This is a genomic window from Paraburkholderia sp. BR10954 (assembly GCF_040965775.1).
Taxonomy (GTDB): Bacteria; Pseudomonadota; Gammaproteobacteria; order Burkholderiales; family Burkholderiaceae; genus Paraburkholderia; species Paraburkholderia youngii.
Map to the genome: position 1 here is coordinate 82800 of NZ_JBFRCK010000014.1, position 26407 is coordinate 109206.

Consider the following 26407-nt stretch of genomic DNA (forward strand, 5'->3'; position numbering starts at 1 on the left):
TTTGTGTCGCCTTAATGCCGCTTGCGTTATGAGGCACTTTGCATGCGCATCACGCAGCGACGGTCACCTGAGCGTGACGGAGACAAACCGGCGAGCATTTTGACGCTGGATCAGCACCGATATCGCTTTCTTCGCCTTTTCTTCCGCTGCGCTCGCTTGCTCCCGGGATTCGATCAGCTCGCCATTGAAGGACAGGACGATATCGCCAGTGCGAATGCCAGCCATCGCCGCAGGTCCAGTCACCTGGTCCACCATCATCCCTTCCGGAAGATCATTCGCCCGCTTCTCGTCGTTGTTCAGCGGATGCATCGTCAAGCCAAGGCGATCCGGTGCGGCGCTTGCGCTTTGGGCCGGAGGGGGATTCGACGCTGCGTCAGGGGTTTGCACGGCGCTTGGGGTTGCGCCGGGCGCGCCGACGATGATTTCAATCGTCATCGGCTTTCGGCTGCGGATCAGCGTGAGCGTCGTCTTCGTTCCGGGCTGCAGCCCGGCCGCATACTGCGACAGTTCGGCCGAGCGAGCGATCGTCCTGTCGCCAATCTGCGTGATCACGTCGCCAGGCCTAAGGCCACTCGCGGCGGCCGGCGTACCAGGCGTGACGATGTTGACGAGCGCCCCGGCCGGCCGTTTCACGCCAATGGCCACCGCCAACCCAGGTCCGACGTCCTGAACCTCTACACCAGCAATGCCCGCCGGGCCATTGCTCTGGGTTTGCAACTGCGCTCGCACCTTATTCGCCGAGTTGATCGGAATCGCAAAGGTCAGGCTCGGGTACCGCTCCGCGTCCGGATAAACCTGCACGTCGATGCCGATCACGTCGCCCGCCCGGTCAAACAGAGGACCGCCCGAATTGTCGGGACTGGCGGCGACCTCGGTCTCGAAAAAGGGAAAACTGCTGCCGTCGGGCAACAGGCGCGACGTGGCGCTAACAATGCCAGTCGTAACGGTGTTCTGGTAACGGTCGGGCGATCCGATCGTCAGCACCTGTTCACCGACGCGCACGCGCGACGAGTCACCAAGCTTGACGGCCGGCAGCGTCGCAGCATCGATCTGAATCACCGCAACGTCGCTATCTGTGTCGACGACGAGCACCTTGCCTTTGAACTCCCGCCGGTCGGTCAGACTGACCGTGACTTCGTCCGCCTGATCCACCACATGTGCGGTGGTCAGAATGAGGCCATCGGGGCTGATGATGAAACCGGAGCCGGTGCCCGTTGTCACGCGAGCAATATTGCGTTGCGGCTCCGGGGATTGCGGGGCGACGCCGCTGAAAAACGCGGCAATCGGATCGTGAGGGCCGATGTCCTCAGGGGGCGGCGCCGATGTTTGCTTCTCTGGAGCCGTTGCGCGGATATGGACTACAGCGGGCCCGTATCGCTCGACCATGGTGGGGAAGTCAGATGGCGTCGTGGCATTGGCCGGTGCAACCAACTTCCCCTGGGCGGGCTTGGGTGAGGCGTTGTCGGCGGCGAGCGCAGCTGGCAAGAGGCACGGACAGCCGCCCAGAAGTCCAGCTACCACCGCAGCATGGAGCAAGGTGCGATTCAAGGTCCGGCGGAACACGGCGCCTCCGAGGCGGTCGTCATCGCAGCGTATCGAAGTCTGAAGCGACCAAGGCTAACAGCGATGGCGAACAGGACAGACGCTGATGAAATAATTCTATGCCTCTGGCGGCGCTCCGGTGTGACACGGCTCACCACGAAAGCAAAATCACCCAGTTCTGGCGCGCCAGAATATAGAGAATGACGTGGATGACCGAGACAGCTCGATACAACCCAGACCAGCTACGGATTTCGCGAGTCGCTTGACCACGGACCAGTGCAATTTCGTACCTTCCTGACTAAAGCTTAGCCGTTGACCGCTCCCGCCGCGCCGGGTTGTTTGCTCTTGCGGCGCAGTTCTTCGGTCGTTTCGCCTCCGCCGTGCGGCAGCCAGCCCGGCGGCTGGATCGCGTGATTGATCGCGATCCACGGGCTCTTCGCGTTGAACATATCGCGAATCAGCGTGGCCCAGTGCTCGAACTCGACGACGAGCGGGTTGCGCGACGTGGTCGGCGTCACGAGACCGTAGCGACACGGTTCGTCAGCGCGTTCTTCCACGTAGGTACCGAACATCCGGTCAAAGATGATCAGCACGCCACCATAGTTCGCGTCCAGATAATCGACGTTCGATGCATGGTGCACACGGTGGTGTGACGGCGTATTGAACAGATATTCGAACCAGCCCAGCTTGGGAATGTAGGTGGTATGCAACCAGCCCTGGTACATGAGATTGAGGAACAGCGTGAGCAGCACGACCTCGGGCTTGACACCCAGCCATACGAGCGGCGCGAAGAACAGCGTCGAGCCAGTCAGTTTGCCGGTCAGGCCGAGACGATAGGCCGTTGAAAGCGTCAACTGGTTCGGCGAATGGTGCACGGCATGCGTGGCCCAGAAGAAGCGCACGCGATGCGACGCACGGTGATACCAGTAGTAGCAGAACTCCATTCCGATGAAAAGCGCGAACACCATGAGCGCGCTATTGATGTCGACCGTAAAGATGCGATGGTCGTAGACGAAGCTGAAAACTGGCGTCGCGACCGAGATCGGCAGCAGCGACATCAGCCTGCGCGCGGCCAGGTCGAACAGTGAGATCCACACCTCGTGCCAGGCAAATGGTGAGGACGCACTCTTCCTGCGGCTCAGCACGACTGCTTCGATCAGCGAAACGACAACGACGACGCCGGTGACGACAAGAAGAAGTTTTGTGAAGGATTCCATGACGATGCCATATCGGGTGGTGGCGGGAGGTATCGTCTGCGGTGGTGAGGGGTCAGTGCATCGCATCGATACGCGCACTTTAGACAGGGTTCGCGTGACTGGCTACGCAAAAGGTATTTCACCGCGTGTCATGGGATTACTATTCAAGGGTCGCGGCGAACAAGGCGATGTGCCGCCGCTTCGCCCTCGTTGGCTTCGAGAGCATCCTACCGAATTATTTCAACAAACTTACATCGTGACTGCGCGATTATTGGCAACACGGCACGCGTAGCCTTCCCGAATCTTTTATTCACAGACGCGAGCCTGTCCCCTTCCCCGGCAATATAAGTTGCACCCTTTTGAACTAGACTTGGAAAATGGAAAATCGGGAACGGGAGTGTTAGCCATGAGTGAACCGTGCATCATCTCTGTTGCGATCACTGGCTCAGTTCCGCGCAAGAAGGACAACCCGGCTGTGCCGATCACGATCTCCGAGCAGATCGAAAGCACCCAGGAAGCGTATGAAGCCGGGGCATCCCTCGTTCATCTGCACGTGCGCGACGAACAGGAGAATTCGAGTTCCGACCGATCGAGTTTCGCCGCACTTCAGGACGGCATCCGCAAGCACTGCCCTGACATCATCATTCAGTTTTCGACAGGCGGTCGTGGCCGTTCGTTCGAGCAACGCGGCGCGATGCTCGACCTGCGCCCGGATATGGCGTCGCTCGCAACAGGCTCCGTCAATTTCCCGACTACCGTCTATGAAAATCCGCCGGACTTCGTGCGCGCGCTTGCGCAAACGATGCTCGACTACGATGTCAAACCGGAAATCGAAGTCTTCGATCTGGCGATGTTGTACAGCACGGCAGATCTCGTCCAGCAGGGGCTGCTGAAGTCTCCTGTGCACGTTCAATTCGTGATGGGTGTAAAGAACGCGCTGCCTGCGCGCCGCGAGATTCTCGAGTTCGAGGTCCAGCAACTCAAGACGCTATTGCCGGATGCAACATGGACCGCCGCTGGTATCGGACGGCATCAGTTGGAGGTCAATCATTGGACTCTTGAAATGGGCGGGCACTGCCGCACCGGTCTCGAAGACAATGTGCGCTGGGACAAGGACACGCTGGCAAAGAGCAACGCGCAACTCGTTGCACGGGTGGCCGCTTTGTGTGATGAATACGGCCGGCCGGTGGCAAGTGCGGCCAAAGCGCGCGAAATGCTCGATCTTCCCGCGAGATAGGCCGACTGGGCGGGCCACTCGCTCCCGTCCGGCGTCCGCGTACGGGGACACCTGAATGCGCTACTCAACCCGACCGGGGCTCCGAGCCGTAGGTATTCGCTCAATGCTCCCGGCGTCGGCTGTCGCTACCTTTTCAGGTTTGGCAGCCCGACCGCATAATCGCGCTACGATACGCGTCGCACTTTGTCGAATCTCATACCCCCTCATGCTCGAACGCTTTCATCTCACCCTGATCCGCGAAGTGGACCGGCAGGGCTCGCTCACGGCAGCAGCCGGAGCGCTGCATCTGACGCAATCAGCGTTGAGCCATACCGTCAGGAAGCTCGAGCAGCAGCTCGGCACGCCGGTCTGGGACCGTGACGGCCGCAACCTGCGCCTCACCCAGGCTGGCCAGTATCTGCTGTCGCTCGCCGATCGGCTGCTGCCGCAGTTCGAGCACGCCGAAGCGCGCATGAAGCAATACGCGAACGGCGAGCGCGGCACACTGCGCATCGGCATGGAATGTCATCCGTGTTACCAGTGGCTGCTGAAGGTCGTGTCGCCGTACCTCGCGCGCTGGCCCGATGTCGATGTCGACGTCAAGCAGCGCTTCCAGTTCGGCGGCATCGGCGCGCTGTTCGGCTACGACATCGACGTGCTCGTCACGCCTGATCCGCTGAAGCGGCCCGGCCTCAGCTTCGAACCCGTGTTCGACTACGAGCAGGTGCTGGTGGTGGCCGACGGGCATCGGCTGGCCAACGCGCGTTACGTGGAGCCCGAACAGCTCGTCGATGAAACGCTGATCACCTATCCGGTCGACACCGACCGCCTCGATATCTACAACCTGTTCCTGCGCCCCGCCGACGTCGCCCCGCGCCGTCACAAGACGATCGAGACCACCGACATCATGCTGCAGATGGTCGCAAGCAAGCGCGGCGTGGCCGCGCTGCCGCGCTGGCTCGCCGAGGAATACGCCGACCGTATGCCGGTGGTCAGCGTGAAGCTCGGCAAGGCCGGCATCGCCAAGCAGATTTTTCTCGGCACGCGCGATGCGGATGCGTCGCTCGACTATCTGGCTTCGTTCGTCGAGTTCGCACGCAAGTCGAACTGGAAGGGCTCGAAGCCGCGGCGCTAAAGGTTGCATCTCGCGGGTCACACGCGGACCCGCGTTCCGTCATAGCGCGCGGCACGCTTCCGCGCAACGGCGACACGCATCGCTGCAATCCTGGCAATGCTGCGCCGGATGACGCGCGCATTCGTCGGCGCAGACATCGCACAGGCGCGCGCAGAGGTCGCAGAAATCGCGCATGAACTGCGTGTCGCGCGCGAGGGCCTCCGAAGTCAAGCGGCACAGCGACGCGCAATCCATGTCGAGCCGGATGCATTTTTCCATTTCATCGAGATGCCGCTCAGCGATGCACGCGGAGTAACACCGGGTACAGGCGCTCGCGCAACGGTCGAGCGCGTCGATACAGTCCTGGGGGGTCATTGCGGGTCCTTGGCAGCCTCGTCGCGCAGTAGAACAGCAATCACCATGCCGTCTCGCGGTCACACCGTGCGACGCGTGAGCAGTTCGCCGATCGCGCGCGGCGGATTGATGGTGCGGCGAGTCCGCGGCTGCGCGCGTCAACCGTCCTCGCCCACTTCCTGCGGCTCGGGCAGATCGGGGAGGTCTTCGGTGGTTGGCGGCTCCGGTTCGCCCGGCATGTTCGGCAGGTCCGTGTCGTCGTCGTTGGCGGGCGTTTGTTGCACGGAATGCTGCGTTGCGCTCATGGTCTGCTCCTTCAGGTTTCGTTCGATATGCCTGTCAGTGAGCATGCGGCAGACCCGCGACGGATCACAATCGGCCAGGGACGCCGATGCGGCGCATGTGCGTCATGGGATCGGCATCGGGCGATTGGTTGCCGCTCTGTCCCGAGCGCCGTTTTCGAGTGTCAGCAGGCGGCCTATGAGCTCGCCCTTGAGCTGATGCAGCAGCGACAGCTCCCGGCGAGTCGTGTCGAGCGCATCCCGCAGCAGGGGCTCGTCCCGGGCGAGGCTTCCTTCCATTTTGGCCAGCGCGGATGTTCGCACCCTGATCTCGGTGCTTACGTTGATCATTTCCGCCAGCACATCTTCAATACGTTCCGTCATCGTCTCCCCCAACCTTCGGGTTATTTACCTTCACATTCGACGCCTAAGCCTCCTTCGAGCGGTGCTCCGTGAAAAAAGGCGATCACCCGACATTGCGGCGTGATCGCCATTAAGCGTTTCTGGAGAAACGCTGTCCCCGAATCCGTGGGGGACGTCGCAGTATACGAACACTATGTGGCGTCGTGCTGTGTCCTTAAGTGTCGGGTAACCGGACACCGCCCCAGCTCGACACCCGTCCGCAACTCATGAGTTATCAACACCCGATGCGTATGTCTGCGCGCCGCTGGCGCGACTATCATGAAGGTGGGCACGCGCTTATCATGCCCTTCACGCGCTGCCCGGGTGTAATTCAGCGGCCGGCACAGGTAACGATGCCGGCCTTTTTGTGTCAGCGCTGATCATCGAGTGGCCGTCAGCACGCGCACCGGAATCGACTTGGCACCCGGCACCTTGCTCTCTTTCGCGTAGTGCCACAGCGGCAGCAGCGGATTGCATTCCGGGTAATAGCCGCCGATGCATCCCTGCGGCACATCGAACGGCACGACGCTCAGCCCGTCGACGCGGCGCTCGACGCCGTCGTCCGCGATCGTCTCGAGGCCGATGCGATCGCCGTGTGCGAGCCCGCGCTTCTCCATGTCGGCGGGATTCATCAGGATCACCATGCGCGAACCCTTGATGCCTCTAAAGCGGTCATCGAGGCCATAAATGGTCGTGTTGAACTGGCTGTCGCTGCGCAGAGTCATCAAGCGCAGCGAATCGGGCTCACGCTCGGGCATGTCCGGATCTTCGCCGATCGAGGTCGGCACCATGAACTCGGCCTTGCCGCTTTTGGTCTTCCACTTGCGCTCGCGCGCGGGCAGCGGCCGTATCACACCGCCGGGTGTCCACATGCGTGACTCGAAGTCACCGAACATCTCGGGCCACGTCTTCGCCATTTCCAGCCGTACCCGCGAATAGTCGTCGCGCCACGCATCCCAGTCGACGCTGGAGCGCTCGCCGAGGGTCGCCTTCGCGATGCCCGCGACGATGAACGGCTCCGAGCGGATCGTCGGCGCGGCCGGTTCGACCATGCCATGCGAGCCATGAAAGTGCGCCGTGCTGTCTTCCATTGACACCGCTTGCGCGCCGCCCGCCTGCCGGTCGATCTCGATGCGGCTCAGGCACGGCAGCAGATACGAGCGCTGGCCGTGCACCAGGTGGCTGCGATTGAGCTTGGTCGCCACATTGACGGTCAGCCCGAGCGCGGCCCACGCCGGTTCGGTGCGCACCCGGTCGGGCACCGAGCGCACGAGGTTGCCGCCGAGGTTGATCATCGCGTTGACCTTGCCATCGAGCATCGCCTCGAAGGCTTCGACGATGTTCATGCCTTTCTCGCGCGGCGGCTCGAACGAAAACTGTTTAGCCAACTGATCGAGGGGCGCGAGTTCCGGCTTTTCGGTGATGCCGACCGTGCGCTGACCCTGCACGTTCGAATGGCCGCGCACCGGCGACGGCCCCGCGCCCGGCTTGCCGACATTGCCGCGCAGCAGCAGCAGATTGCACAGCATGCGCACGTTTTGCACGCCCATCCGATGCTGCGTGAGACCCATACCATAGTGGATCATCACCGCGTTCGCCTTCATGTATTCGTCGGCGGCCGCTTCGAGCGCGGCGCGCGGCAAGCCGCTCACGCGTTCGATGTCGTCCCAGTTCGCCGCGCGCGCGTACTGCGCGAACTGCTCGTAGCCGTTCGTATGCTCGCGGATGAAATCGACATCGAGGACGCGCGCGCCGCCCGTACTGACCGCGCGATCGTCCGCTTCGATCACGAGTTTGCAGATGCCGAGGATCGCGGCGGTATCGCCACCCGTCTTCACCTGATGGTATTGCGTGCTGATCTGCGTATCGGTGGGTGTGAGCATGTCGACCGGTGACTGCGGATTTGCGAAATGCAGCAGCCCCGGTTCGCGCAAAGGATTGAACGTGATGATCGGCACGCCGCGTTTGCGCGCGTCCTGCAACTGATGCAGCATGCGCGGGCTATTCGTACCGACGTTCTGGCCGAAGAAGAACATCAGGTCGGTCTTCTCGAAGTCGTCGAGCGAGACCGTGCCGACGCCAACGCCAATCGCTTCCTTGAGCCCGACGCTGGTGCTCTCGTGGCACATGTTCGAGCTGTCGGGCAGATTGTTGGTGCCGTACATGCGCGCGAAAAGCTGCAGCATATACGAGGTTTCCAGCGATGCGCGGCCCGACGTGTAGAACACCACGCTGGCCGGGTCGAGCGTGCGCAGCTCGGCGCCGATCGCATCGAATGCCTGCTGCCACGACACCGGCACGTAGCGGTCGGTAGCCGGGTCGTAGCGCAGCGGCTCGGTAAGCCGTCCCGCTTCCTCGAGATCGTGATCGTGCCACTTCGCAAGCTCGCTGACAGTGTGGACCTCGAAGAAATCCGGCGTTACGCGTTTGGCCGTCAGATCCCACGCAGTGGCTTTCGCGCCGCTTTCGCAGAACTCGAACGTATGCGGATCGGCCGGCTTCGCCCACGAGCAGCTGACACACATGAAACCGTCGGGCTTGTTCTGATGCATCAGAACCTGGCTATCCTTCAGCGGTGCTTTTTCCCGAAGCAGGATCGTCGCGACCGCCTTGACGGAACCCCATCCACCCGATGCGTAGGGATATGCAGCGCTTTTGGCTTCATTGCTCATGAGTGCACCCGTCTGGTCAAAAATGTCACGTCATGATGGGTTAGCACGTCACGTTCCCGGTTGCGGCGTCGGGCGTGCTACCCGTTTGCGCGGACGGGGAGGTGGTGGGCATGCTGACTGACCGGGATATCGTGACGCGCGCGGTAGCGCTAGGAGCGTCGGCCGAGGAAACGATAGAAGGAATCGTCAGTGGTGAACCGAGCTGCTGCTACGAAGACGACGACGTCCAGGCCGTCAAGGACAGGATGGCGGACGCGCAAGTCCGCCGGATTCCGGTCGTCGATCAGAGCGATCACCTGATCGGAATCCTTTCCCTCGGGGACCTTGCCACCCGCTCCGACGACGAAATTTCTTCAACGCTGGGGGCGATTTCCACGCCTTGCGAACCGGAGCGCTAAAGCTGCTTTATGCGCCGGGAATTCAACAGCCAGCCAATCGAAGGGTGCCGGCGTAGCCTGATCTATCCCCGGCGTACGTAGTGATCGGATACAACGTGGCGCCCGTCGATCCATGCAATCGCGAGTTCCGTCGCCTGGACGTGGGCGTCGTTCGGCTCCGCGAAATCTCCGTCGACGCCCAACGTCCGCGTTTCGCCTGTCGGGTCGGTCACGATGGCTGCCGCCCTATAGCGATCGCTGTCCGCGGGAGTGACGACTGATCGGATCAGCAAACCGCGGTACTTGGTAACTTGATCGGTTTTCATAGAGCCTCCGCCGAATACTGTCGCGCGGGCCGCGGATGCGGCCCGTATGCTGCGATCAGCCATTAACCGGAATACGCCGCACATGGCTCTGCGCGTCGGGTCGTTTTGCAACAGTTACTGTGAGCACGCCATTGCGAAAGTCGGCCGTGACCTTGTCAGGGTCTGCATCCGGACTGAGCTGTACGGAGCGCTGGAAAGTGCCCTGCCAACGCTCGCTATACACCGCGCCGGCCGACGATCCCTTCTTTTCACCGCGGATGGTGAGAACGTCCTTGTTCAGTGACACATCGACGTCCTTCTGTTCCAGCCCAGGCAGTTCAGCTACGACCTTGATCTCCTTGTCGGTTTCGCTGAGTTCGATGTTCGGCCAGCCAAAAGACGGCCCAAACGATGAGCCGAGACGCGCCGGCAGCTCAAATCCCCGGAAAAAGTCGTCGAACAGACGGTTCATTTCGCGATGCAGCGCGAACATGGGGTGATCGTCGCGTTGATGAGCGCTCGGAAGATTGCTGTCGCGATTCCACGGAATAAGGTTTCTGAAGTCCATCTTTCACCTCCGTCACTAGCAGGCGAGCGAGCAACGGCATGCCGCCTGTCCGTGCTCCTTGCCTATACGCACGAATAATCGGAAACGGACCCGCGGCATTGGCCCGGCCCAAACGGTTGACGTAGCAAACGGCATATGCCGACAATCTGACGCGGCCTCGCCCGGCCGCGAGTTCAGCGACGCTCATATCCGGGCAAGCGCGATTGCTGAATGCTTTCACGAAGCGCTGTCCTCCTCGCGCGCGTCGCGCACCTGCAAGACTCCAGCCTCGATGCGCACCGGAAACACCGCCACGTCTTCGTAGGCCGGCGGAGCCAGCACCTTGCCGGTCCTGATACAAAAACGGGCGCCATGGCGAGGACACACCACCTCGTCATCCTCGACGGCACCGCCCGTCAGGATGCCGCCGTCGTGCGGACAGGTATCTTCGATCGCGTAGCAGACGCCGTCGAGATTGAACACCGCTACCTGTGTGCCGTCCACGTCGACGCTGCGCACCGAACCGGGCGGGAAATCCGTCATCGCCGCGACATCGACCCAGTTTGTCATGTCAAAGCATTCCCAATTGCAGACGGGCGGCTTCCGACATCCGCTCTTTCGTCCACGGCGGTTCCCACACCAGCTCGACGCGTACCGTATTGACGCCTGCCACCGAATAGACGACATCTTCGATCGTCGCCGGAAAGGTCTGCGAGACCGGACAGCCCGGCGCCGTTAGCGTCATGCGTATGGACACGTTGCCCGTATCGCCGTCGACGTCCAGGCCGTACACCAGCCCCAGATCGTAGATGTTCACGGGAATCTCCGGGTCGAACACCGTACGCAACGCGTCGATCACACGCGAGCGCAGGTCGCCGTCGCCGGGCTCCGGCCCATCTGCCCGTTTCAGCCAGTCGAATGCGCTCATCCTGTTCACCTCACTTCCTCCATTAATTATTCCGTCGAGATAGTGCCGCACTCGTCATGCAACGCTGCATGGAGCGTATGCCATGCGAGCGTCGCGCACTTCACGCGCGCCGGGAATTCGTGTACACCCGAGAACACCGCGAGCTTGCCGAGGTGCGAAGACGCGTCCGCCGGCGGCGCCGTCATCATCATGTCGTGAAACGCCCCGAAGAGCGCCTCCATCTCCGATTCCGTGCGCCCCTTCAGCGCTTCGGTCATCAGCGATGCCGATGCGATGGCGATTGCACAACCTACACCCTCGAACCCAACGTCCGCCACGACGCCATCCTCGATGCGCAGATACAGCGTGATGCGATCTCCGCACAACGGGTTATAGCCCTCCGCCTTGCGATTGGCATCCGGCAGCCGGTGACGGTTTCTCGGTCTCCGGTAGTGGTCGAAAATCACTTCCTGGTACAGGTCGCGCAGACTGCTCATTGCCCAAATACCTCCTGCACGTGCGCCATTGCCTTGACGAGCGCCTCCACGTCGGCTCGCGTGTTGTACAGCGCGAATGACGCGCGCACGGTTGCCGGCACGCCGAAGCGCTGCATGACGGGCATCGCGCAATGATGGCCGGCGCGCACCGCGACGCCGTACTGATCGAGAATCGTACCGACGTCGTGTGCATGCACGTGGTCGAGCACGAACGACAGAATGGCCGCCTTTTCGGTTGCGGTACCGATCAGCCGCAGATGTGGCATCGCACGCATTGCATCGGTCGCATACGCGAGCAGCCCGGCCTCATGTGCGCCGATCGTTTCGCGGCCGATTGCATTCACATAGTCGAGCGCCACCGCGAGCGCAATCGCCCCGCTAATGTCCGGTGTGCCCGCCTCGAACTTCCAGGGAATGGCGTTATAAATGGTCTTGTCGAACGTCACCGAGCGGATCATGTCGCCACCGCCCTGCCACGGCGGCATCGCTTCCAGTCTGTCCGCCTTGGCGTACAGCACGCCGATTCCCGTCGGTCCATAAGCCTTGTGCCCGGAGAACGCATAGAAATCGCAATCGAGCGCGCGCACGTCGACAGGCAGATGTGCAACCGCCTGCGCGCCGTCGATCAGGACAGGCACGTCGCGCGCGTGCGCGGCCTCGATCATCCGCGCGACCGGGTTGATCGTACCGAGCGCGTTCGATACATGCGTGATCGCCACGATGCGCGTGCGCTCGGCGATCATCTGCCGGTAGGCATCGACATCGAGCGCGCCGCTGTCATCGATCGGCACCACCTTCAACACCGCGCCCGTCTGCTCGCATACGAGTTGCCACGGCACGATGTTCGAGTGATGTTCCATCGCGCTGATCAGGATCTCGTCGCCGGGCTTCGCGAGAGGACGCACATAGCTCTGCGCAATCAGGTTGATCGCTTCCGTCGTGCCGCGCACGTAGACGATTTCCTCCGCGCGCGCCGCATTGATGAAGCGCGCAATCCGTTCGCGCGCACCTTCGTACGCGTCCGTGGCGCGCTGCGACAACTCGTGCACGCCGCGATGTACGTTCGCATTTGCATGCTCGTAGTAGTCGCGCTGCGCGTCGATCACGGCCGAGGGTTTCTGGGTAGTCGCGCCGTTGTCGAGATACACCAGTGGACTGCCGTGTATGAGCTCGCGAAAAATCGGGAAGTCGCTTCGCCAACGCGCCACCGTCTCGTCGTCCGGAATCATCACAGGTTCGATCGGTTTCATACCAGTCCCCGAATGCGCTCACCTTCCGGCGTGCGCGCGAGCAGCATTTGCGTCAGTCGGTCGCGCACCGCCTCGATACTCACATGCTCCAGACTGCTGCGCGCAAACGCCCAGATGAGCAAAGCCCGCGCCACGCGTTCGTCGATGCCGCGTGAGCGCAGATAGAACAGCTGGTTCTCGTCAAGCTGGCCAACGGTTGCGCCATGCGTGCACTTGACGTCGTCGGCGTGGATCTCCAGTTGCGGCTTCGTGTCGATCTGCGCATCGCGCGACAACAGAAGATTGAAGTTTGACTGATGCGTGTCGGTCTGCTGCGCGTGACGATGCACGACCACGTTGCCGTTGAATACGCCATGTGACGCACCGTCGAGCACCCCGCGGTAGTGCTCGCGGCTCGTTCCGTGCGGTTTCTCGTGATCGATGCGCGTGTGATGATCGACATGCTGCCTCGCGCTCGCGATATACAGCCCGTTCAGTTCGGCGCGGGCGTCGGCGGCCTGCAGCCGTGTGTCGATCTGCGTACGCGAGAGTGCCCCACCGAATGCGAACGAGTGCGACGTGAAGCGGCTCGCCCGCTGTTGCGAGACGTCGACATGCGCAATATGGAACGCGCTGCGTGCTTCGTGGTGGACGCGGCAATGCTGCACGTCGGCCTCGTCGCCCGCCACGATCCTCGTGACGGAATTGACCAGATACGCGTCGTCGGAGAAACCGGCAAACTGCTCGACGATCGAGCACCGCGAGCGCCCATCCGCCAGTACCGTGTTGAATGGATGTATCGCGAGGCCGGCTTCGTCGGTCAGGAACAGCATGACGAGCGGCGCATCGATCGCACAGTCCGGCGGCAGCAGGACCACGTAACCGTCGCTCAGGAACGCCGTGTTCAGGGCCGCGAAGCCATCGGGCGCTGCCTGATGCGCAATGACGGCTTTCAGCCGCTCCGGTATCTCACGAATGGCACGCGTGAGACTGCCGAGAAATGCGCCGTCCGGCAAAGGCGGCATGCGCGACAGCTTCGGCATATGGCGGCCGTTGACGAACACGAGCCGACCCGCTGTCCCGTAGGGCACGAGATCGTCGACGATGCGCTCCACATCCAGGTCGTCGCTGCGGCGCGACGTGAAATGCCATGCCCGCTTCGCGATGGTCGCCACATTCGTGTACTTCCAGTCTTCGAGCCGAGTTGTGGGAAAGCCAAGCCCTTCGAATTTTTCGAACGCCTGGCGCCTCGCGCTGCGCAACCACGGAAGGTCCGCGCCGGGCAGCGTACTCGACAGGGTCTGGAAAGCCTGATGGAGGTACTCGAGCGTCGGTTCACTCATTTGACGTCTACTCCTCGCGATATCACGTATGACCGCCTCGTTTCAGTACGGGTTAGGTGGCCCAGAATCCGGCCCGTTCGGCGCATCGCCATCGAGCCATCCATAACCCTTGCGCTCCAGTTCAAGTGCCAGCTCGCGCGTTCCGGATTTCGCAATACGCCCCTTTGAAAGCACGTGCACGCAATCAGGCACGACATATTCGAGCAAGCGCTGGTAGTGCGTCACCAGGACGATTGCGCGGTCCGCATCGCGCATCTGATTGACGCCTCGCGCAACCACTTGCAACGCATCGATATCGAGCCCCGAATCGGTTTCGTCGAGAATCGCGAGGCGCGGCTCCAGCACCGCCATCTGCAGCACCTCGTTGCGCTTTTTCTCACCCCCTGAAAACCCTTCGTTGACCGCGCGATGCAGCAGGCTTTCGTCCATCTGCATGAGCGCCATTTTCTCCTTCACCAGTTGCAGGAATTCCATTGCGTCCAGTTCGGGGTCGCCGCGGTGCGTGCGCTGTGCATTCAACGCGGCCTTCAGCAAATACACGTTGCTGACACCCGGTATTTCGACAGGGTATTGAAACGCGAGAAAAAGCCCTTCGCGTGCACGCTCTTCCGGCGCGAGCGAGAGCAGGTCACGGCCCGCATACTGCACGCTGCCACCTGTTACGCGGTAATGCTGGTGGCCCGCCAGCACGTTGGCAAGCGTGCTCTTGCCCGAACCGTTCGGGCCCATGATGGCGTGCACCTCGCCCGCGTTCACACACAGATCGACCCCGCGCAGAATCGGCTTGCCTTCTACTTCAACGCTCAGTTTGCTGATTTCTAGCATGACCGTTGTCCCTGTCAGCCCGTGCTGCCTTCAAGACTTACGCCGAGCAGCTTTTGTGCTTCGACGGCGAACTCCATGGGCAGCTCCTTGAGGACCTCCCTGCAAAATCCGTTGACGATCATCGACACCGCTTCTTCCTCCGAAAGCCCTCGCTGTCGGCAATAGAAGAGCTGGTCCTCGCCGATGCGCGACGTCGATGCCTCGTGCTCGACCTTCGCGGTCGGGTTTTTCACCTCGATATAGGGAACCGTGAGTGCACTGCAGCGATCGCCGAGCAGCAGCGAATCGCACTGTGTGTAGTTGCGCGCGTCCTCCGCCGAGCGGGCAATTTTCACGAGCCCACGATAGGCGTTCCTGCCGTGGCCGGCGGAAATGCCCTTCGACAGGATAGTGCTGCGCGTATTGCGACCCAGATGCGTCATCTTCGTGCCGGTGTCGGCCTGCTGATAGTTGTTGGTGAGCGCCACCGAATAGAATTCGCCGACTGCGTTGTCGCCTTGCAGGATCACGCTCGGGTATTTCCACGTGATGGCGGAGCCTGTTTCGACCTGAGTCCACGAAATCTTCGAGTCCGCTTCACGGCAATCGCCACGCTTGGTCACGAAGTTATAGATGCCGCCGCGCCCGTGCGCATCGCCCGGATACCAGTTCTGCACCGTCGAGTAGCGGATTTGCGCACCCTCCAGCGCGACCAGTTCCACCACTGCGGCATGCAACTGGTTCTCGTCACGCATCGGCGCGGTACAACCCTCCAGATAACTGACGTAGGCTCCCTTGTCCGCGATGATCAGCGTTCGCTCGAACTGTCCCGTGTTCTGCGCGTTGATGCGGAAATACGTGGAAAGTTCGATCGGGCAACGCACGCCCGGTGGGATATAGCAGAACGACCCGTCGCTAAAGACCGCGGAGTTCAGCGCAGCGAAAAAGTTGTCGGTATGCGGCACCACTGAGCCGAGGTATTGCCGCACCAGTTCGGGATGAGTCTGCACCGCTTCCGAAAACGGACAGAACACGATGCCGAGCGCGCCAAGCTTCTCACGAAACGTCGTCGCGACCGACACGCTGTCGAACACCGCATCCACCGCGACGCCCGCGAGGATCTCGCGCTCCTCCAGCGGAACGCCGAGTTTCTCGTACGTGCGCAGCAGTTCCGGATCGACATCCTGCAGACTCTTCGGGCGATCCTTCGGAGCAATCGGCGCCGAATAATACGCAATGTCCTGATAGTCGATAGGCGGGTGCTCAACCGATGCCCAATGCGGTTCGTTCATCGTGAGCCAGTGCCGGTAGGCCGAGAGGCGCCAGGCGAGCATGAAGTCGGGTTCATTCTTCTTCGCTGAAATCAGGCGGATGACATCTTCAGACACACCGCGCGGCAACGTATCCGACTTTACATTGGTCACGAATCCGTGCCGGTATTCGCTCCGGATCAGCTCGTCGATTCTCGATACACTTGAACTCATGCAGACCTCCGCTTTCAGCGTTGCGGCGGCCGGATCGTGCGCTTGGGGCGATCACGGAATCACGTGTGCGTAGCCGCTGGCGGGCTGTCTTGACGGCTCCAATTGCGTCAAACAGCGTGATCCGCCTGGCGACTGCCGTAGCCAATAGCGGATAGCCGTGCATCGGCGAGGCTGCCAATACTCTCCACGATGTCCGGATCGCGTGCCATTGTGATCGTGATCACCGTGACATAGTCGGCAAGCGTGCTCATGCGCAACATGATTAAGCCTCCGCGAACCGTACCTGTCTGGTCTGGTTTCACATTCAACCCTAGCACCGCGCCGCCGCTGATAAAAGAAAGACATCACTGCGCGTGTACGTTCTCGCTGCTGTCGTCAACTCGGCCCTGTCGCGGCTTGCGTCGAGGTATGACGATTGCCGAGCTTGAACTCCCGCGAAAGTGTCTTCTGATCTTTGACACTAGAGAAGCGTAGTGCGCTGGACCATAGCGTAGTCGAATGCCGGTGCTCGGACCGGATCACGCGTCGAGGCGAATTACCGGGAACAACGTTCCAAAGCAGCTACTGCTCTGTGGGTCGCTTCGACGATTTCCACGCACTCTGCGTGACGACGGGTGTGCTCGATCGCTGCACACTCACCGGCGCGGCTCACTTGCGCCAGATCGGCGCGAGCTTTTTCCAGCGCCGCCGACGGTGACCCATTGTCTGCAATCAGCTTCGCCAGATCGAAGACCGTGCCGGAAGACAGTTCCACGTATGCCGGGCAAGCAGCGCTGGCGGCGCCGCTGTACACCGAGAACCCCGCAATGGCAAATACGACGCGTCGTGCGACGCTAGTAGTCAAATTTCTCATGGCAACGTCCTGTTTGCTCCTTACTGGGCCCAAGCCGATTCGTGTGTTGTTTGTATAACTCCAGCGTGCACGAAACGGCCTGCAAAAATACCCGCGTCAGTGCCGGAACTCCCCGCAAGCTTGCGCCCTCAGTTCCAACCTGGCGCTCCGTGGCCACCGCATCCTGCATTCCCGCTCCAACTCTACGAGATCGAAGATACGCGCTACCAACGGACTGAAAGCTTACTCGGACGCAGATTGTGCGGGTCGATCGGGGCGCTGGAATGTTGCGGTGACGCCCGACGTGGCGGTGCGATGAGTTTGGCGCTTTGGGCTTCGCGCCGGAATGTAAGACACCGTCGAACTAGGGGAATCTACCGAATACTTCGCGCTTGCGTTGTCAGGGTACCTGATATCAAATACAGGACATGACGACGGACGGACGGGCGCGTTTTCAGGACGCGCTTAATTTTAACCATAATATCAGCCTACCTGATATTTAATTGCCGCGCTCAGGCCGCTGCGCCGGCTCGGAGCGAAGACCAGGTCGTACCCAAGATCCACAACCGCAGCTCAACAAAAAAAGCAAACAACAGGTCCGGAGATATCACTACGCAATTGAAGTCGACTCACGTCCTCATGTTCGGTGCGCTCTGCGCGCTGAGCGCAGGAGCCTCGGCGCAATCGAGCGTCACGTTGTACGGCATCGTTGACACAGGGATCGAGTATGTCTCGCACGCGAACGCGAACGGCGACAGCGTCGTTCGCATGCCATCCGTTACCGGAGAGTTCCCATCGCGTTGGGGGCTGCGTGGCAACGAAGATTTAGGCGGCGGCTACAGCGCTGTGTTCACTCTCGAAAGCGGCTTCAACCTGCGCGATGGCAGTTCCGGACAGGGCGGCAGGCTGTTTGGACGCCAGGCGTTCATCGGCGTGAAGAGCCCGTATGGGACGCTCGCGTTCGGCCGTCAGTACACGATGACCTATCTCGCAGTCCAGGGCGCCGACATCATCGGTCCGGACATTTACGGCATGGGCTCGCTGGATGCCTATGTGCCCAACGCGCGCACCGACAACTCGATCACCTATCTCGGCTCGTACAAAGGCTTTACGTTGGGCGTGGGTTATTCATTCGGACGGGACGCTGCGGGTACCGGCAACTCGCCGGGACAAGGAACCTGTACCGGCTCCGTTCCAGGCCACGCCACGGAATGCCGCGACTGGTCCGCAATGCTCAAGTACGACTCGCAATATTTCGGCGCTGCCGCGTCGTACGAGGAGCAACGAGGCGGCGCGACAGCAGCCGCCAACTTCTTCGACGGTGTTGCGCCGACACCGCTGATCAACGCCGCGGACAAGGACGCCCGTACGCAACTGAGCGCCTATGCACAATATGCAGGCGCGAAGATCGGCGCCGGTTGGATTGGACGCCGCGTAGTGACCCAGTCGCCGAGCGTGCCCAATATCCGTTCGGACCTGTTCTTCCTCGGCGCTTCGTACATGGTCACGCCTGCATTCCTCCTCGATGGCGAAGTGTTTCGCATCATCAATAGCGACCACGATACCCGCGCCACGATGGGAACGTTACGCACCACCTATCTGCTGAGCAAGCGTTCGTCGGTCTACGCGCAGGCAGCGTATCTGGCGAACAGTGCGAAGGCGCGTTACTCGGTCAGCGGCGGCGGTAGCGGGACCACGCCGGGCGCGGGCATGGGTCAAACGGGCGTGATGGTCGGCATCAAACACATGTTCTGATACGGGTCGAAAATGAAACGAACTTCAATTGCTGTGTGCGTATCGGCCGTGTCCGCGATGCTGGCGGCCTGCGGCGGCGGTTCCGATTCCCTCTCCACCAGTGCGACGCAATTGCCTCGGCTCTCCGCCGCACAACCCGCGACGCTGTCGGGAGACTGCGCCGCGCTCGCCGCCAGGTTGACGTTTGCCAACACGACCTTCACCTCCGTCGCCGACGTGCCGGCCGGAACGCTCACGGTGGCGGGAAAGTCCGTCCCCGAACATTGCGTGATCGAAGGAAAAATGAATCAACGCACGAGCGCCGTTGACGGCCGGACTTATGCGATCGGTTTTGAAATGCGGCTGCCAATTGCGTGGAATGGCCGCTTTTTCTATCAGGCCAACGGTGGTCTCGACGGCAATGTGACGCCGGCGACGGGGGTGCTCAGTGGCGGGGGCCCGCTGAACAATGCGCTGAACATGGGCTTCGCCGTGATCAGTTCGGATGCAGGTCATTCCGGGTCGCAAAACCCGTTGTTCGGTCTCGATCCCCAGGCGCGTCTCGACTATGGCTATAACGCCGTCGCTACGCTAACGCCGATGGCCAAGCAGGTGATCAGGTTGGCCTATGGCAAGGGCCCCGACCGCAGCTACTTCGAAGGCTGCTCGAACGGCGGCCGTCATGCGATGGTGGCGGCAGCCAGATCTTTCGCGGATTACGACGGCATCATTGCCGGTGACCCCGGCTTTCATTTGCCAAAGGCAGCGATCGGGGAGTTGTGGAGCGCGCAACAGCTCGCTACCGTCGCGACCGCGACGACCTCGTCGGGCATTGCCGATATCACCACCGGCTTGACGACCACTGAAAGGCAGCTGATCGCATCGAAGATCATCGCGAAGTGTGATTCGCTCGATGGTGTAGCGGACGGGATGGTCCAGGACATCAAAGCGTGCCAGGCGAACTTCAATCTGGCCACCGACGTACCGACGTGTTCGAGCAATGGGCGCGACGGCAGCTGTCTTACGGCGGCTCAAAAGCAGGCGATTGGAAATATTTTCTCCGGGGCGAAAAACAGCGCCGGCACGGCGCTCTATGCAAGCTTTCCGTATGACGTCGGTATCAACGGATCAGGCTGGGCCGCGTGGAAGCAAGGCAATTCCATCAGCCTTGATCCGGCCGCGGCAGCCTTCGTGTTCACGTCGCCGCCGCAAAGCGCTTCGATCCTCGGTTCGATGGGTGCCTACGGTCTGAACTTCAGCATGGACAATGATGCGCCGAAGATCTTCGCCACCAGCGGGGTCTATTCCGAGTCTTCGTGGTCATTCATGACCCCGCCGAACGAGACCGATCTGAGCGGTCTGCGCAGCCGGGGCGCAAAGTTGATCGTCTATCACGGAACGAGCGATCCGGTGTTCTCGTCGAACGATACGACCGACTGGTATCAGCGCCTATCGACGGCTAGTGGCGGAGACGCAAGCAATTTCGCGCGGCTCTTCACGGTAGCGGGGATGAACCACTGCAGCGGCGGTCCGACGGCCGATCAGTTCGACATGCTGACGCCCATGGTGGCATGGGTCGAGCAGGGGCAAGCACCGAACCAGGTCATCGCAACGGCCCGCGACACCAGCAACGCGATTCCGAATAGCGAAGTGCCGACTAGCTGGGGTGCCGGGCGCACGCGTCCGCTGTGCGCCTATCCGAAGGTGGCCCGCTACACGAGTGGAGACGTGAACTCGGCGAGTAGTTTCACTTGCAGCTAAGGCACTGACTCTGACCTGGCGAGGGAATCGGCGCAGTCGGCCCCGGCCGATGCGCTGTCCCGTCCGTGCGGAACGCGACATGCTGCTCCTTGCGCATACCTCTGTCCGCGATCATCGGGCGTGCGTTTGCGCCCCCGCACTGGAGCGCTGCCATGAAAATGCGCGAGTACGAAATCGGTTCGCCGTGGTATCAGGCCGTCTGTGCGACGCTACGCCGGGCCGTCCCATCGGGGCTGTTGTCCGGGTGCCTGTCGGCGGCGACGGCCTCGGCGGCATCCGCGGACGCATCGGGCAGCCCGCTCGCGCCGATCAATGCGGTTACCCACTCCATGTGGCCGCAACGCGCGTTGCGCGAACGCGGCTTTAGCATCCGCCATACGGTGACCGGCTTCGCGATCCATCAGGCGGCCGCCATCTTCTGGGCATTCCTGTTCGAGCAACTCGTTGACCGGATGGCCGGCCCTGTCCCGTCACGACGGCCCGGCGCCGCCGCGCTAGCCGCCGCCGCGACGGTGGCAAGCGCGTACGTGGTCGACTACAAGGTGGTGCCCAACCGGCTCACGCCGGGATTCGAGGCGCACCTGTCGCGTCGCTCGCTCGGCAACGTCTACCTGGTGCTCGGCGCCGGCCTGCTCGCGGCCGCGCTGCTGCGGCGGCCGGATCGATGAAGACTGCGCGCGCAAAAAAAGCGACCAGCCTTTGACCGGCATGGTCGCCAGAAGCGCATTTGAGAACGCTGTCCCCACGAGTCCAAGCGGAGGACAAATCGAGTATAGGAAACAGGTCCGCACCGCAGTCTGTCCGTAAGCCCTGCGTCGCGGACAGTTCTCCACGCGAAACGCGGTCGCGCACCATCATCCTGCCATCTGCTCCGCCGGCACCGTCACCGAACGGCCCGCGAGCCGCTCGAATTCATCGACGTCGTGGCTGAAAAAATCCCGGTATCGACGAGCACGAGCCCCGCCGAACTTTCGACGAGCAGACAATGGCAGACCAGATGCCCGCGGCGAATCAACGATTCGGGTTGCCCGTTGAACAGCATGCCGCACAACGGGCAGGTCGAAATGCAGTTCAGATGGTGCACTCTCATGCCGCACTCCCCGTCTTGGTAACTCCATTCCCGCTTGACGCTTCCGCGGCAGCCGTTGCGCGGCACTCGCCGTATGCGTCATTCAGCGAACAGATCCGGTCCGAACACCTCGTAGTGAATCTTCGACTCGTGAATGTCCAGGTTTTTCAATGCGTCGTGCTGTAGCCGCATGAATGGAACCGGACCGCAGATGTAGTAGTCGGCGTCGGGCAACAGGATCTCGTCGCGCAGCTTGCCGAGGTCGATGAAACCGGCGTTGTCGTAGTCGCGGCCCTGCACGTCGGTATCGAGCGGCGCGTCATAAAACACGATCGCGCGGAAATTCGGCTGGGTGGCGGCGGTCTGCTGCAGACGGTCGCGCATCGCGTGCACCGCGCCGTTGCGTGCACCATGAATGAACACCACGCGCCGCTGCGGGTCCTGAATCGCGCGCTTCAACATGCTGACCATCGGCGTCAGACCGACGCCGCCGCTGATCAGTACGATCGGCGTCTTCGCATGGACATCGATGTAGAACGTGCCGTATGGCGCTGCCAGCTTCACCTCGTCGCCGACGTTCACATGATCGTGCAGCAGCGAGGACACATAGCCCGCCGGCCGCCCGGCCTCGCCGCTCTCGCGCTTGACCGAGATCCGATAGCTATGCCCATTCGGCACGTCGGACAAACTGTATTGCCGGATCTGCTGCAGGCCGAGCGCGGGCACATCGACGGCAATGCCGATGTACTGTCCGGGCTCGAAGTTGGCGACCGGCTGTCCATCCGTCGGTTCGAGGATGAACGACGTGATCACGCTGCTCTCGGGCCGCTTCTCCTTGACGACGAACGTGCGCCATCCGGTCCAGCCGCCTAGCTGCGCCGCGCGCGTTTCGCGCAATTCGGACTCCATGCCCATCAGCACGTCCGCGAGATTGCCGTATGCCTGCGCCCACGCGGAGATGATGTCGTCGGTCGCGGCGTCGCCGAGCACGTCCTTGATCGCGCCGAGCAGATGTTCGCCGACGATCGGATAGTGCTCCGCTTTCACGTCGAGGCTCGCGTGCTTGTTGGCGATATTGCGCAGCACCGCGGCGAGACTGCCGGGGTCCTCGATGTTCTCGGCGTACGCGTACACGGCGCGCGCGAGCGCTTCCTGCTGCTGCCCCTGCTCCTGATGCGCCATGTTGAAAACGTTTTTCAGTTCGGGATGCGCTTCGAAGAGCCGTCTATAGAAACGTTGAATGATCGTATAGCCGTGCGCGGCCAGAACCGGGGCCGTCGCTTTTACGATGTCCTTGGTTTTCTGCGTCAGCATTTCTTTCCTCCTGCAGTAGGACGACTGGTTACCTCGCTCGTGCGCGTAGCAGCGCGACTATCTGAGTCGAGTGCCTCGCTCACATGCAAGTTCCTGGGGCATTCGCCCGCTGCTTCAAGCCTATCCAGGCGACCATGCTGCTCAAACCGATGCCGGCTGTCCATATGCCGAAGGCCACGGACACGCCGATGACGCACAGCGTGCGCACGAGGTAGGCGATATCGGCCGCCGCGCACGCCATCGCGTCGGCTGACGACGCGATGCGAGCCGGCCAGGAACGCGGCATGCGCAGACGGATTCGCGCCGTCCAGCCGCGACGGCGCTCCGCATGCGTGGCACGGCGGATGGAAGACCCAAGTGCCAACTCCAATGGAGGTCACGATGTTCATGCACAACAAAAGGCTGCAATACACGGTTCGCGTCGGCACGACCAATCCCGGGCTCGCGAATCTGATGCTGGAGCAGTTCGGCGGGCCGCAAGGCGAACTGGCCGCCGCAATGCGCTACTTCACGCAGGCCGTTGCGGAAGAAGACCCCGGGCGCAAGGACATGCTGTTCGACATCGCCACCGAAGAGCTGAGCCATCTCGAGATCATCGGCTCGATCGTCGCGATGTTGAATCGCGGCGCGAAGGGGGAACTCGCCGAAGCGGTCGAACAGCAAGCCGAGCTGTATCGCAAGCTCAACGGCGCGGGCAACGACAGTCACCTTACCCAGGTGCTATATGGCGGCGGACCGCCGCTGACGAACTCCGGCGGCGTCCCGTGGAGTGCCGCGTACATCGACACGATCGGTGAGCCGACCGCGGACCTGCGCTCGAACATCGCCGCCGAAGCGCGCGCGAAGATCATCTATGAACGGCTGATCAACGTGACCGACGATGCCGGCGTGCGCGAGGCGCTGGGCTTTCTGATGACCCGGGAAGTCGCGCATCAAAAGTCGTTCGAGAAGGCGCTGTATGCGATCACACCGAGTTTCCCGCCGGGCAAGCTGCCGCCGCGACAGGAATTCGCGAGCGTCTACTACAAGATGTCGCACGACGGAGCGGTGATCAACACACCGTGGAACAGCGGCACCGGTCTCACGATACGGACCGGTGAACCGGCGGTGGATGGCGGCGACGGCAGTGCGTCGGTGGGACTCGAAGCGCAACAGGAAACCGCCGTGACTGCGATGGCCACGCGTCTGCGCTCCGACCCGTCGAGCGATCCGACGACCGGTGCCGAAATAGGCAGCGAAGTCCCGCGCAGCAACGAGGGCGGGTGATCGCTCAAGGCGCTGCCGCGGGTATCGTCAAGGTCCGAAAAACGTGTTGCAGAACTTGCCGGCCACGTTGCAGGCCGGTTGACCCGAAGGCTGCGCGGTGCCGGGTTCGGGCGGCGTCGCGCACGCGGCCGTCGCGGCGATCGCGAATGTCATGACGAGCGCTGTGCGCAGCGCCGCCGCGCCACGGTTTTTCGCAGCGCGCGCCGCGTCGCGGTGCGGATCACACCTCGCGGAATTTTCGCGCTCCCGCGCATCGATGGCGCGAGGGCAGCCTCGTCGGACGTCAGGCATTGCGCCCTCCTTCAACCGCCATTCACATTGACTACACTACGCCAAATCGGTCGCGAAAGGGTTTCTTCGAATTCGCGCGAAGGCGGGGCCGCGCGTCCCAGTATGGCTGTCCGAAATGTCACAGTTTCGGACATACGCCTCTATGCACCTTCTTGCGGTTGCCGGCGTATGCTGATTCCGGCGTTTTCCGACACGTCGACAGACCGGTACGACTTACTGTCGACCACGCGGAAAACGTACGTTCCGTGAAAAATTGACCGCTCCAGGAAAGACCATGCTGAGCCCTCATGAATTTGCGGTTTTGATGCTGGTGAAGGCGTCGCCGGAGTCCACCGATATAGAGCGCGAGGAGTTCAACGCGCTGCTCGAGCGCCAACTGGTCGCGCTCGAAAGCACACCGTCAGGCGCGCATCGTCCGCGCGTGACGAACCACGGCGAATCGTTGCTACAGACCCTGATGCGAAAACGTTGAGGCGGTACAGGCGCGCCGAGCGAGCGACGCGGTATGGTCGAAACGCTGACTCACGACAACGACTAACAACAAATCGGAGAGAACCTGTGAATGCCGCGCGTAACTATAACGACGCCGCCAACGAACTGAAGCACATCAGCACGATGGTCCAGCGCCTCGAACAACTCGTTAAACGCGACTGCCTCGACTGGCAGGGCACGGTAGTTGCAACGCCCGCTTACTGGCGTGCGCGCATCGAGGCCAATGCCGAACTGCCGCCGGCGCTGCAACCGCAAGCGCGCCTGCTGCTCGCGCGGCTCGCCACGCTCGAAGCACGCAGCGAGCGCCGTGGCCGTCGCGCATGATCGGCGCCACCGGCGCAATCACACACTTAGGCGACGAAGGACATGATGATGCGGACCTACGAATACCACGGGTTCACGATCGAGGTGACCGTCGAGGCGGATTTCACGTTGCGTCCCGCCGGGCGCGCGGCGGTACGCACGCGCTATGCGGCGGTGGTTCACATCTATCAGGCGGGTGCCGCGGTTGCCACGTTCTCGCCGCTGCGCTTCGACATTGCCGGCGGACGGCCATTCGACACCGAGGCCGATGCGTTGATGGGCGGATATAGCGCGGCGCGCCGAATCGTCGACGACCTGTTCGCCCATGCGGCGGATGCCGCGGACTTTGCGTTGAGCGCCCTTGCGAGCAGTAAAGAGCTCCGCTAGCGGGCGCCGGCATCCGATGGACCGATCGTCGGGCATCAGGAATGGCGCATGCGGTATCCGCGAGCACCCTTTCCGTGGAGAAACGCCATGTCCAATGACGCCTCATCGTTGTCGCCGTCGATTACGTCGATGATCCGCCTCGACCATATGCACGTGCTCGCCGCTTCGCACCGATACCACGCGTCCACGCCGTGGTGGCGAAAACGCGCGATCGTCAATGGCGTGTGCGATGCGCTTGAAATCCACGCGCAACTGGAGGAAGAAATTTTCTACCCGGCGCTAGACCGCGCGCTGGGCAACGACGAGACACTGACGAAAAGTCGTTCCGAGCACAACGAGATGCGCGCGACGATCGCAAAGCTGCGCGCAATGGGCCCCGAAAACGCCGCGTACGACGGGCTGTTTCTTCAACTGATCCGAGAAGTCGCCCATCACGTCGCCGACGAGGAAACCATCCTGCTGCCCGACGCCGAGCGCGTGCTGAAAAACGAACTGCAGTCGCTCGGCGCCGCGATGACGCGCCGCCGGATGCAGTTGCTCGGAGAGCGTCCGATGAACATTGCGATGAATGCGGCGGGCACGTTTCCGATCGCCACGCTGCTACTGGGATCGACCTTATTGCTCGCGTTGCGGCGCAGCCTGCCGAGGTCGCGTCGCGCGGCACGGACGCAGCGTCAATATGAGTAGC

At 62.0% G+C, this 26407-nt stretch carries 31 protein-coding genes and 1 pseudogene; 11 read left to right on the top strand and 21 right to left on the bottom strand.

The features are described from left to right. Window positions 1-63: 63 nt before the first annotated feature. Both AB4Y34_RS20285 and AB4Y34_RS20290 read right to left on the bottom strand, forming a co-directional pair. The gene (locus tag AB4Y34_RS20285; protein WP_368717004.1) at window positions 64-1563 is read right to left on the bottom strand and encodes a trypsin-like peptidase domain-containing protein; all 1500 of its coding nucleotides are present in this window, start codon (window positions 1561-1563) and stop codon (window positions 64-66) included. 284 nt (window positions 1564-1847) lie between these two features. Next, a complete protein-coding gene (locus AB4Y34_RS20290) occupies window positions 1848-2759 on the bottom strand; it encodes a sterol desaturase family protein (RefSeq protein ID WP_368717005.1) in 912 nt (303 codons plus the stop codon). A 385-nt stretch (window positions 2760-3144) separates the two neighbouring features. Here AB4Y34_RS20290 and AB4Y34_RS20295 point away from each other — a divergent pair, with 385 nt between their 5' ends. Continuing rightward, window positions 3145-3975, top strand: a complete 831-nt coding sequence (locus AB4Y34_RS20295; RefSeq protein WP_368592212.1) for a 3-keto-5-aminohexanoate cleavage protein — start codon at window positions 3145-3147, stop codon at window positions 3973-3975. A 205-nt stretch (window positions 3976-4180) separates the two neighbouring features. Continuing rightward, window positions 4181-5089, top strand: a complete 909-nt coding sequence (locus AB4Y34_RS20300; protein ID WP_368599236.1) for a LysR family transcriptional regulator — start codon at window positions 4181-4183, stop codon at window positions 5087-5089. A 39-nt stretch (window positions 5090-5128) separates the two neighbouring features. On the opposite strand, the gene AB4Y34_RS20305 is transcribed toward AB4Y34_RS20300, so the two are convergent. The 4 genes from AB4Y34_RS20305 to AB4Y34_RS20320 all read right to left on the bottom strand — a co-directional run bounded on the left by AB4Y34_RS20305 (window position 5129) and on the right by AB4Y34_RS20320 (window position 8777). Beyond that, window positions 5129-5443: a four-helix bundle copper-binding protein gene (locus tag AB4Y34_RS20305; RefSeq protein ID WP_176122768.1), complete on the bottom strand. Its 315-nt coding sequence runs from the start codon at window positions 5441-5443 to the stop codon at window positions 5129-5131. 137 nt (window positions 5444-5580) lie between these two features. Beyond that, complete coding sequence (locus tag AB4Y34_RS20310; RefSeq protein WP_176122769.1) at window positions 5581-5727, bottom strand: hypothetical protein; 147 nt, start codon at window positions 5725-5727, stop codon at window positions 5581-5583. A gap of 102 nt (window positions 5728-5829) precedes the next feature. Beyond that, window positions 5830-6087: a hypothetical protein gene (locus AB4Y34_RS20315; protein ID WP_176380509.1), complete on the bottom strand. Its 258-nt coding sequence runs from the start codon at window positions 6085-6087 to the stop codon at window positions 5830-5832. 398 nt (window positions 6088-6485) lie between these two features. Further along, complete coding sequence (locus AB4Y34_RS20320; RefSeq protein WP_176380508.1) at window positions 6486-8777, bottom strand: FdhF/YdeP family oxidoreductase; 2292 nt, start codon at window positions 8775-8777, stop codon at window positions 6486-6488. Window positions 8778-8851: 74 nt separating this feature from the next. On the opposite strand from AB4Y34_RS20320, the gene AB4Y34_RS20325 reads away from it, so the two are divergent. Then, a complete protein-coding gene (locus AB4Y34_RS20325; RefSeq protein WP_368717006.1) occupies window positions 8852-9175 on the top strand; it encodes a CBS domain-containing protein in 324 nt (107 codons plus the stop codon). Window positions 9176-9237: 62 nt separating this feature from the next. On the opposite strand, the gene AB4Y34_RS20330 is transcribed toward AB4Y34_RS20325, so the two are convergent. From AB4Y34_RS20330 to AB4Y34_RS20380, 11 genes are all read right to left on the bottom strand, one after another. Continuing rightward, window positions 9238-9480: a hypothetical protein gene (locus tag AB4Y34_RS20330; protein ID WP_176365457.1), complete on the bottom strand. Its 243-nt coding sequence runs from the start codon at window positions 9478-9480 to the stop codon at window positions 9238-9240. A gap of 55 nt (window positions 9481-9535) precedes the next feature. Next, entirely contained in the window at window positions 9536-10027 is a 492-nt protein-coding gene (locus AB4Y34_RS20335; protein WP_176365456.1) for an Hsp20/alpha crystallin family protein, read from the bottom strand. 216 nt (window positions 10028-10243) lie between these two features. Continuing rightward, complete coding sequence (locus AB4Y34_RS20340) at window positions 10244-10576, bottom strand: non-heme iron oxygenase ferredoxin subunit (RefSeq protein ID WP_176122774.1); 333 nt, start codon at window positions 10574-10576, stop codon at window positions 10244-10246. Between the two features lies 1 nt (window position 10577). Continuing rightward, on the bottom strand, window positions 10578-10934 hold the full coding sequence (locus AB4Y34_RS20345) for an SUF system Fe-S cluster assembly protein (protein ID WP_176380504.1): 357 nt from the start codon (window positions 10932-10934) through the stop codon (window positions 10578-10580). A gap of 26 nt (window positions 10935-10960) precedes the next feature. After that, entirely contained in the window at window positions 10961-11410 is a 450-nt protein-coding gene (gene sufU / locus AB4Y34_RS20350) for a Fe-S cluster assembly sulfur transfer protein SufU (protein ID WP_368717007.1), read from the bottom strand. Beyond that, on the bottom strand, window positions 11407-12660 hold the full coding sequence (locus tag AB4Y34_RS20355; protein ID WP_368717008.1) for a SufS family cysteine desulfurase: 1254 nt from the start codon (window positions 12658-12660) through the stop codon (window positions 11407-11409). The genes sufU and AB4Y34_RS20355 overlap by 4 nt, the downstream gene beginning before the upstream one ends. Further along, entirely contained in the window at window positions 12657-13982 is a 1326-nt protein-coding gene (sufD, locus tag AB4Y34_RS20360) for a Fe-S cluster assembly protein SufD (protein ID WP_368717009.1), read from the bottom strand. The genes AB4Y34_RS20355 and sufD overlap by 4 nt, the downstream gene beginning before the upstream one ends. Window positions 13983-14024: 42 nt before the next feature. Further along, on the bottom strand, window positions 14025-14807 hold the full coding sequence (gene sufC / locus AB4Y34_RS20365) for a Fe-S cluster assembly ATPase SufC (RefSeq protein ID WP_368717010.1): 783 nt from the start codon (window positions 14805-14807) through the stop codon (window positions 14025-14027). A gap of 14 nt (window positions 14808-14821) precedes the next feature. Then, on the bottom strand, window positions 14822-16270 hold the full coding sequence (gene sufB / locus AB4Y34_RS20370; protein ID WP_368717011.1) for a Fe-S cluster assembly protein SufB: 1449 nt from the start codon (window positions 16268-16270) through the stop codon (window positions 14822-14824). Window positions 16271-16377: 107 nt separating this feature from the next. Further along, window positions 16378-16530, bottom strand: coding sequence for a hypothetical protein (locus tag AB4Y34_RS20375; protein ID WP_368717012.1), 153 nt, complete (start codon window positions 16528-16530; stop codon window positions 16378-16380). Window positions 16531-16805: 275 nt separating this feature from the next. Further along, on the bottom strand, window positions 16806-17123 hold the full coding sequence (locus AB4Y34_RS20380; protein WP_368717013.1) for a hypothetical protein: 318 nt from the start codon (window positions 17121-17123) through the stop codon (window positions 16806-16808). A gap of 618 nt (window positions 17124-17741) precedes the next feature. Between AB4Y34_RS20380 and AB4Y34_RS20385 the strand changes: the two genes are divergently transcribed. From AB4Y34_RS20385 to AB4Y34_RS20395, 3 genes are all read left to right on the top strand, one after another. Then, complete coding sequence (locus AB4Y34_RS20385) at window positions 17742-18857, top strand: porin (protein WP_368717014.1); 1116 nt, start codon at window positions 17742-17744, stop codon at window positions 18855-18857. Between the two features lie 12 nt (window positions 18858-18869). Then, on the top strand, window positions 18870-20597 hold the full coding sequence (locus tag AB4Y34_RS20390; RefSeq protein WP_176380497.1) for a tannase/feruloyl esterase family alpha/beta hydrolase: 1728 nt from the start codon (window positions 18870-18872) through the stop codon (window positions 20595-20597). A gap of 152 nt (window positions 20598-20749) precedes the next feature. Continuing rightward, window positions 20750-21265 carry a hypothetical protein gene (locus AB4Y34_RS20395; protein WP_368717015.1) on the top strand — a complete coding sequence of 172 codons (516 nt, stop codon included), beginning with the start codon at window positions 20750-20752 and terminating at the stop codon, window positions 21263-21265. Window positions 21266-21534: 269 nt separating this feature from the next. On the opposite strand, the pseudogene AB4Y34_RS20400 reads toward AB4Y34_RS20395, so the two are convergent. The 3 genes and pseudogenes from AB4Y34_RS20400 to AB4Y34_RS20410 all read right to left on the bottom strand — a co-directional run. Beyond that, window positions 21535-21687 (bottom strand): annotated as a pseudogene (locus tag AB4Y34_RS20400) (MBL fold metallo-hydrolase); the annotation flags it as partial. 78 nt (window positions 21688-21765) lie between these two features. Further along, a complete protein-coding gene (gene hmpA / locus AB4Y34_RS20405) occupies window positions 21766-22980 on the bottom strand; it encodes an NO-inducible flavohemoprotein (RefSeq protein ID WP_176380495.1) in 1215 nt (404 codons plus the stop codon). Window positions 22981-23059: 79 nt separating this feature from the next. After that, a complete protein-coding gene (locus AB4Y34_RS20410) occupies window positions 23060-23266 on the bottom strand; it encodes a hypothetical protein (RefSeq protein ID WP_176380435.1) in 207 nt (68 codons plus the stop codon). Window positions 23267-23361: 95 nt separating this feature from the next. Here AB4Y34_RS20410 and AB4Y34_RS20415 point away from each other — a divergent pair, with 95 nt between their 5' ends. Further along, window positions 23362-24246, top strand: a complete 885-nt coding sequence (locus AB4Y34_RS20415) for a manganese catalase family protein (RefSeq protein ID WP_176380494.1) — start codon at window positions 23362-23364, stop codon at window positions 24244-24246. A gap of 27 nt (window positions 24247-24273) precedes the next feature. On the opposite strand, the gene AB4Y34_RS20420 is transcribed toward AB4Y34_RS20415, so the two are convergent. After that, window positions 24274-24537, bottom strand: a complete 264-nt coding sequence (locus AB4Y34_RS20420; RefSeq protein ID WP_368717016.1) for a hypothetical protein — start codon at window positions 24535-24537, stop codon at window positions 24274-24276. Window positions 24538-24811: 274 nt separating this feature from the next. Here AB4Y34_RS20420 and AB4Y34_RS20425 point away from each other — a divergent pair, with 274 nt between their 5' ends. The 4 genes from AB4Y34_RS20425 to AB4Y34_RS20440 all read left to right on the top strand — a co-directional run bounded on the left by AB4Y34_RS20425 (window position 24812) and on the right by AB4Y34_RS20440 (window position 26406). Further along, window positions 24812-25009: a hypothetical protein gene (locus AB4Y34_RS20425; RefSeq protein ID WP_368717017.1), complete on the top strand. Its 198-nt coding sequence runs from the start codon at window positions 24812-24814 to the stop codon at window positions 25007-25009. 86 nt (window positions 25010-25095) lie between these two features. Next, window positions 25096-25353 (top strand): hypothetical protein, encoded by a 258-nt coding sequence (locus AB4Y34_RS20430; protein WP_176380491.1) that lies wholly within the window; start codon window positions 25096-25098, stop codon window positions 25351-25353. Between the two features lie 42 nt (window positions 25354-25395). Further along, window positions 25396-25719, top strand: coding sequence for a hypothetical protein (locus tag AB4Y34_RS20435; protein WP_368717018.1), 324 nt, complete (start codon window positions 25396-25398; stop codon window positions 25717-25719). 87 nt (window positions 25720-25806) lie between these two features. Further along, window positions 25807-26406, top strand: coding sequence for a hemerythrin domain-containing protein (locus AB4Y34_RS20440; RefSeq protein WP_368599214.1), 600 nt, complete (start codon window positions 25807-25809; stop codon window positions 26404-26406). Window position 26407: the final 1 nt, after the last annotated feature.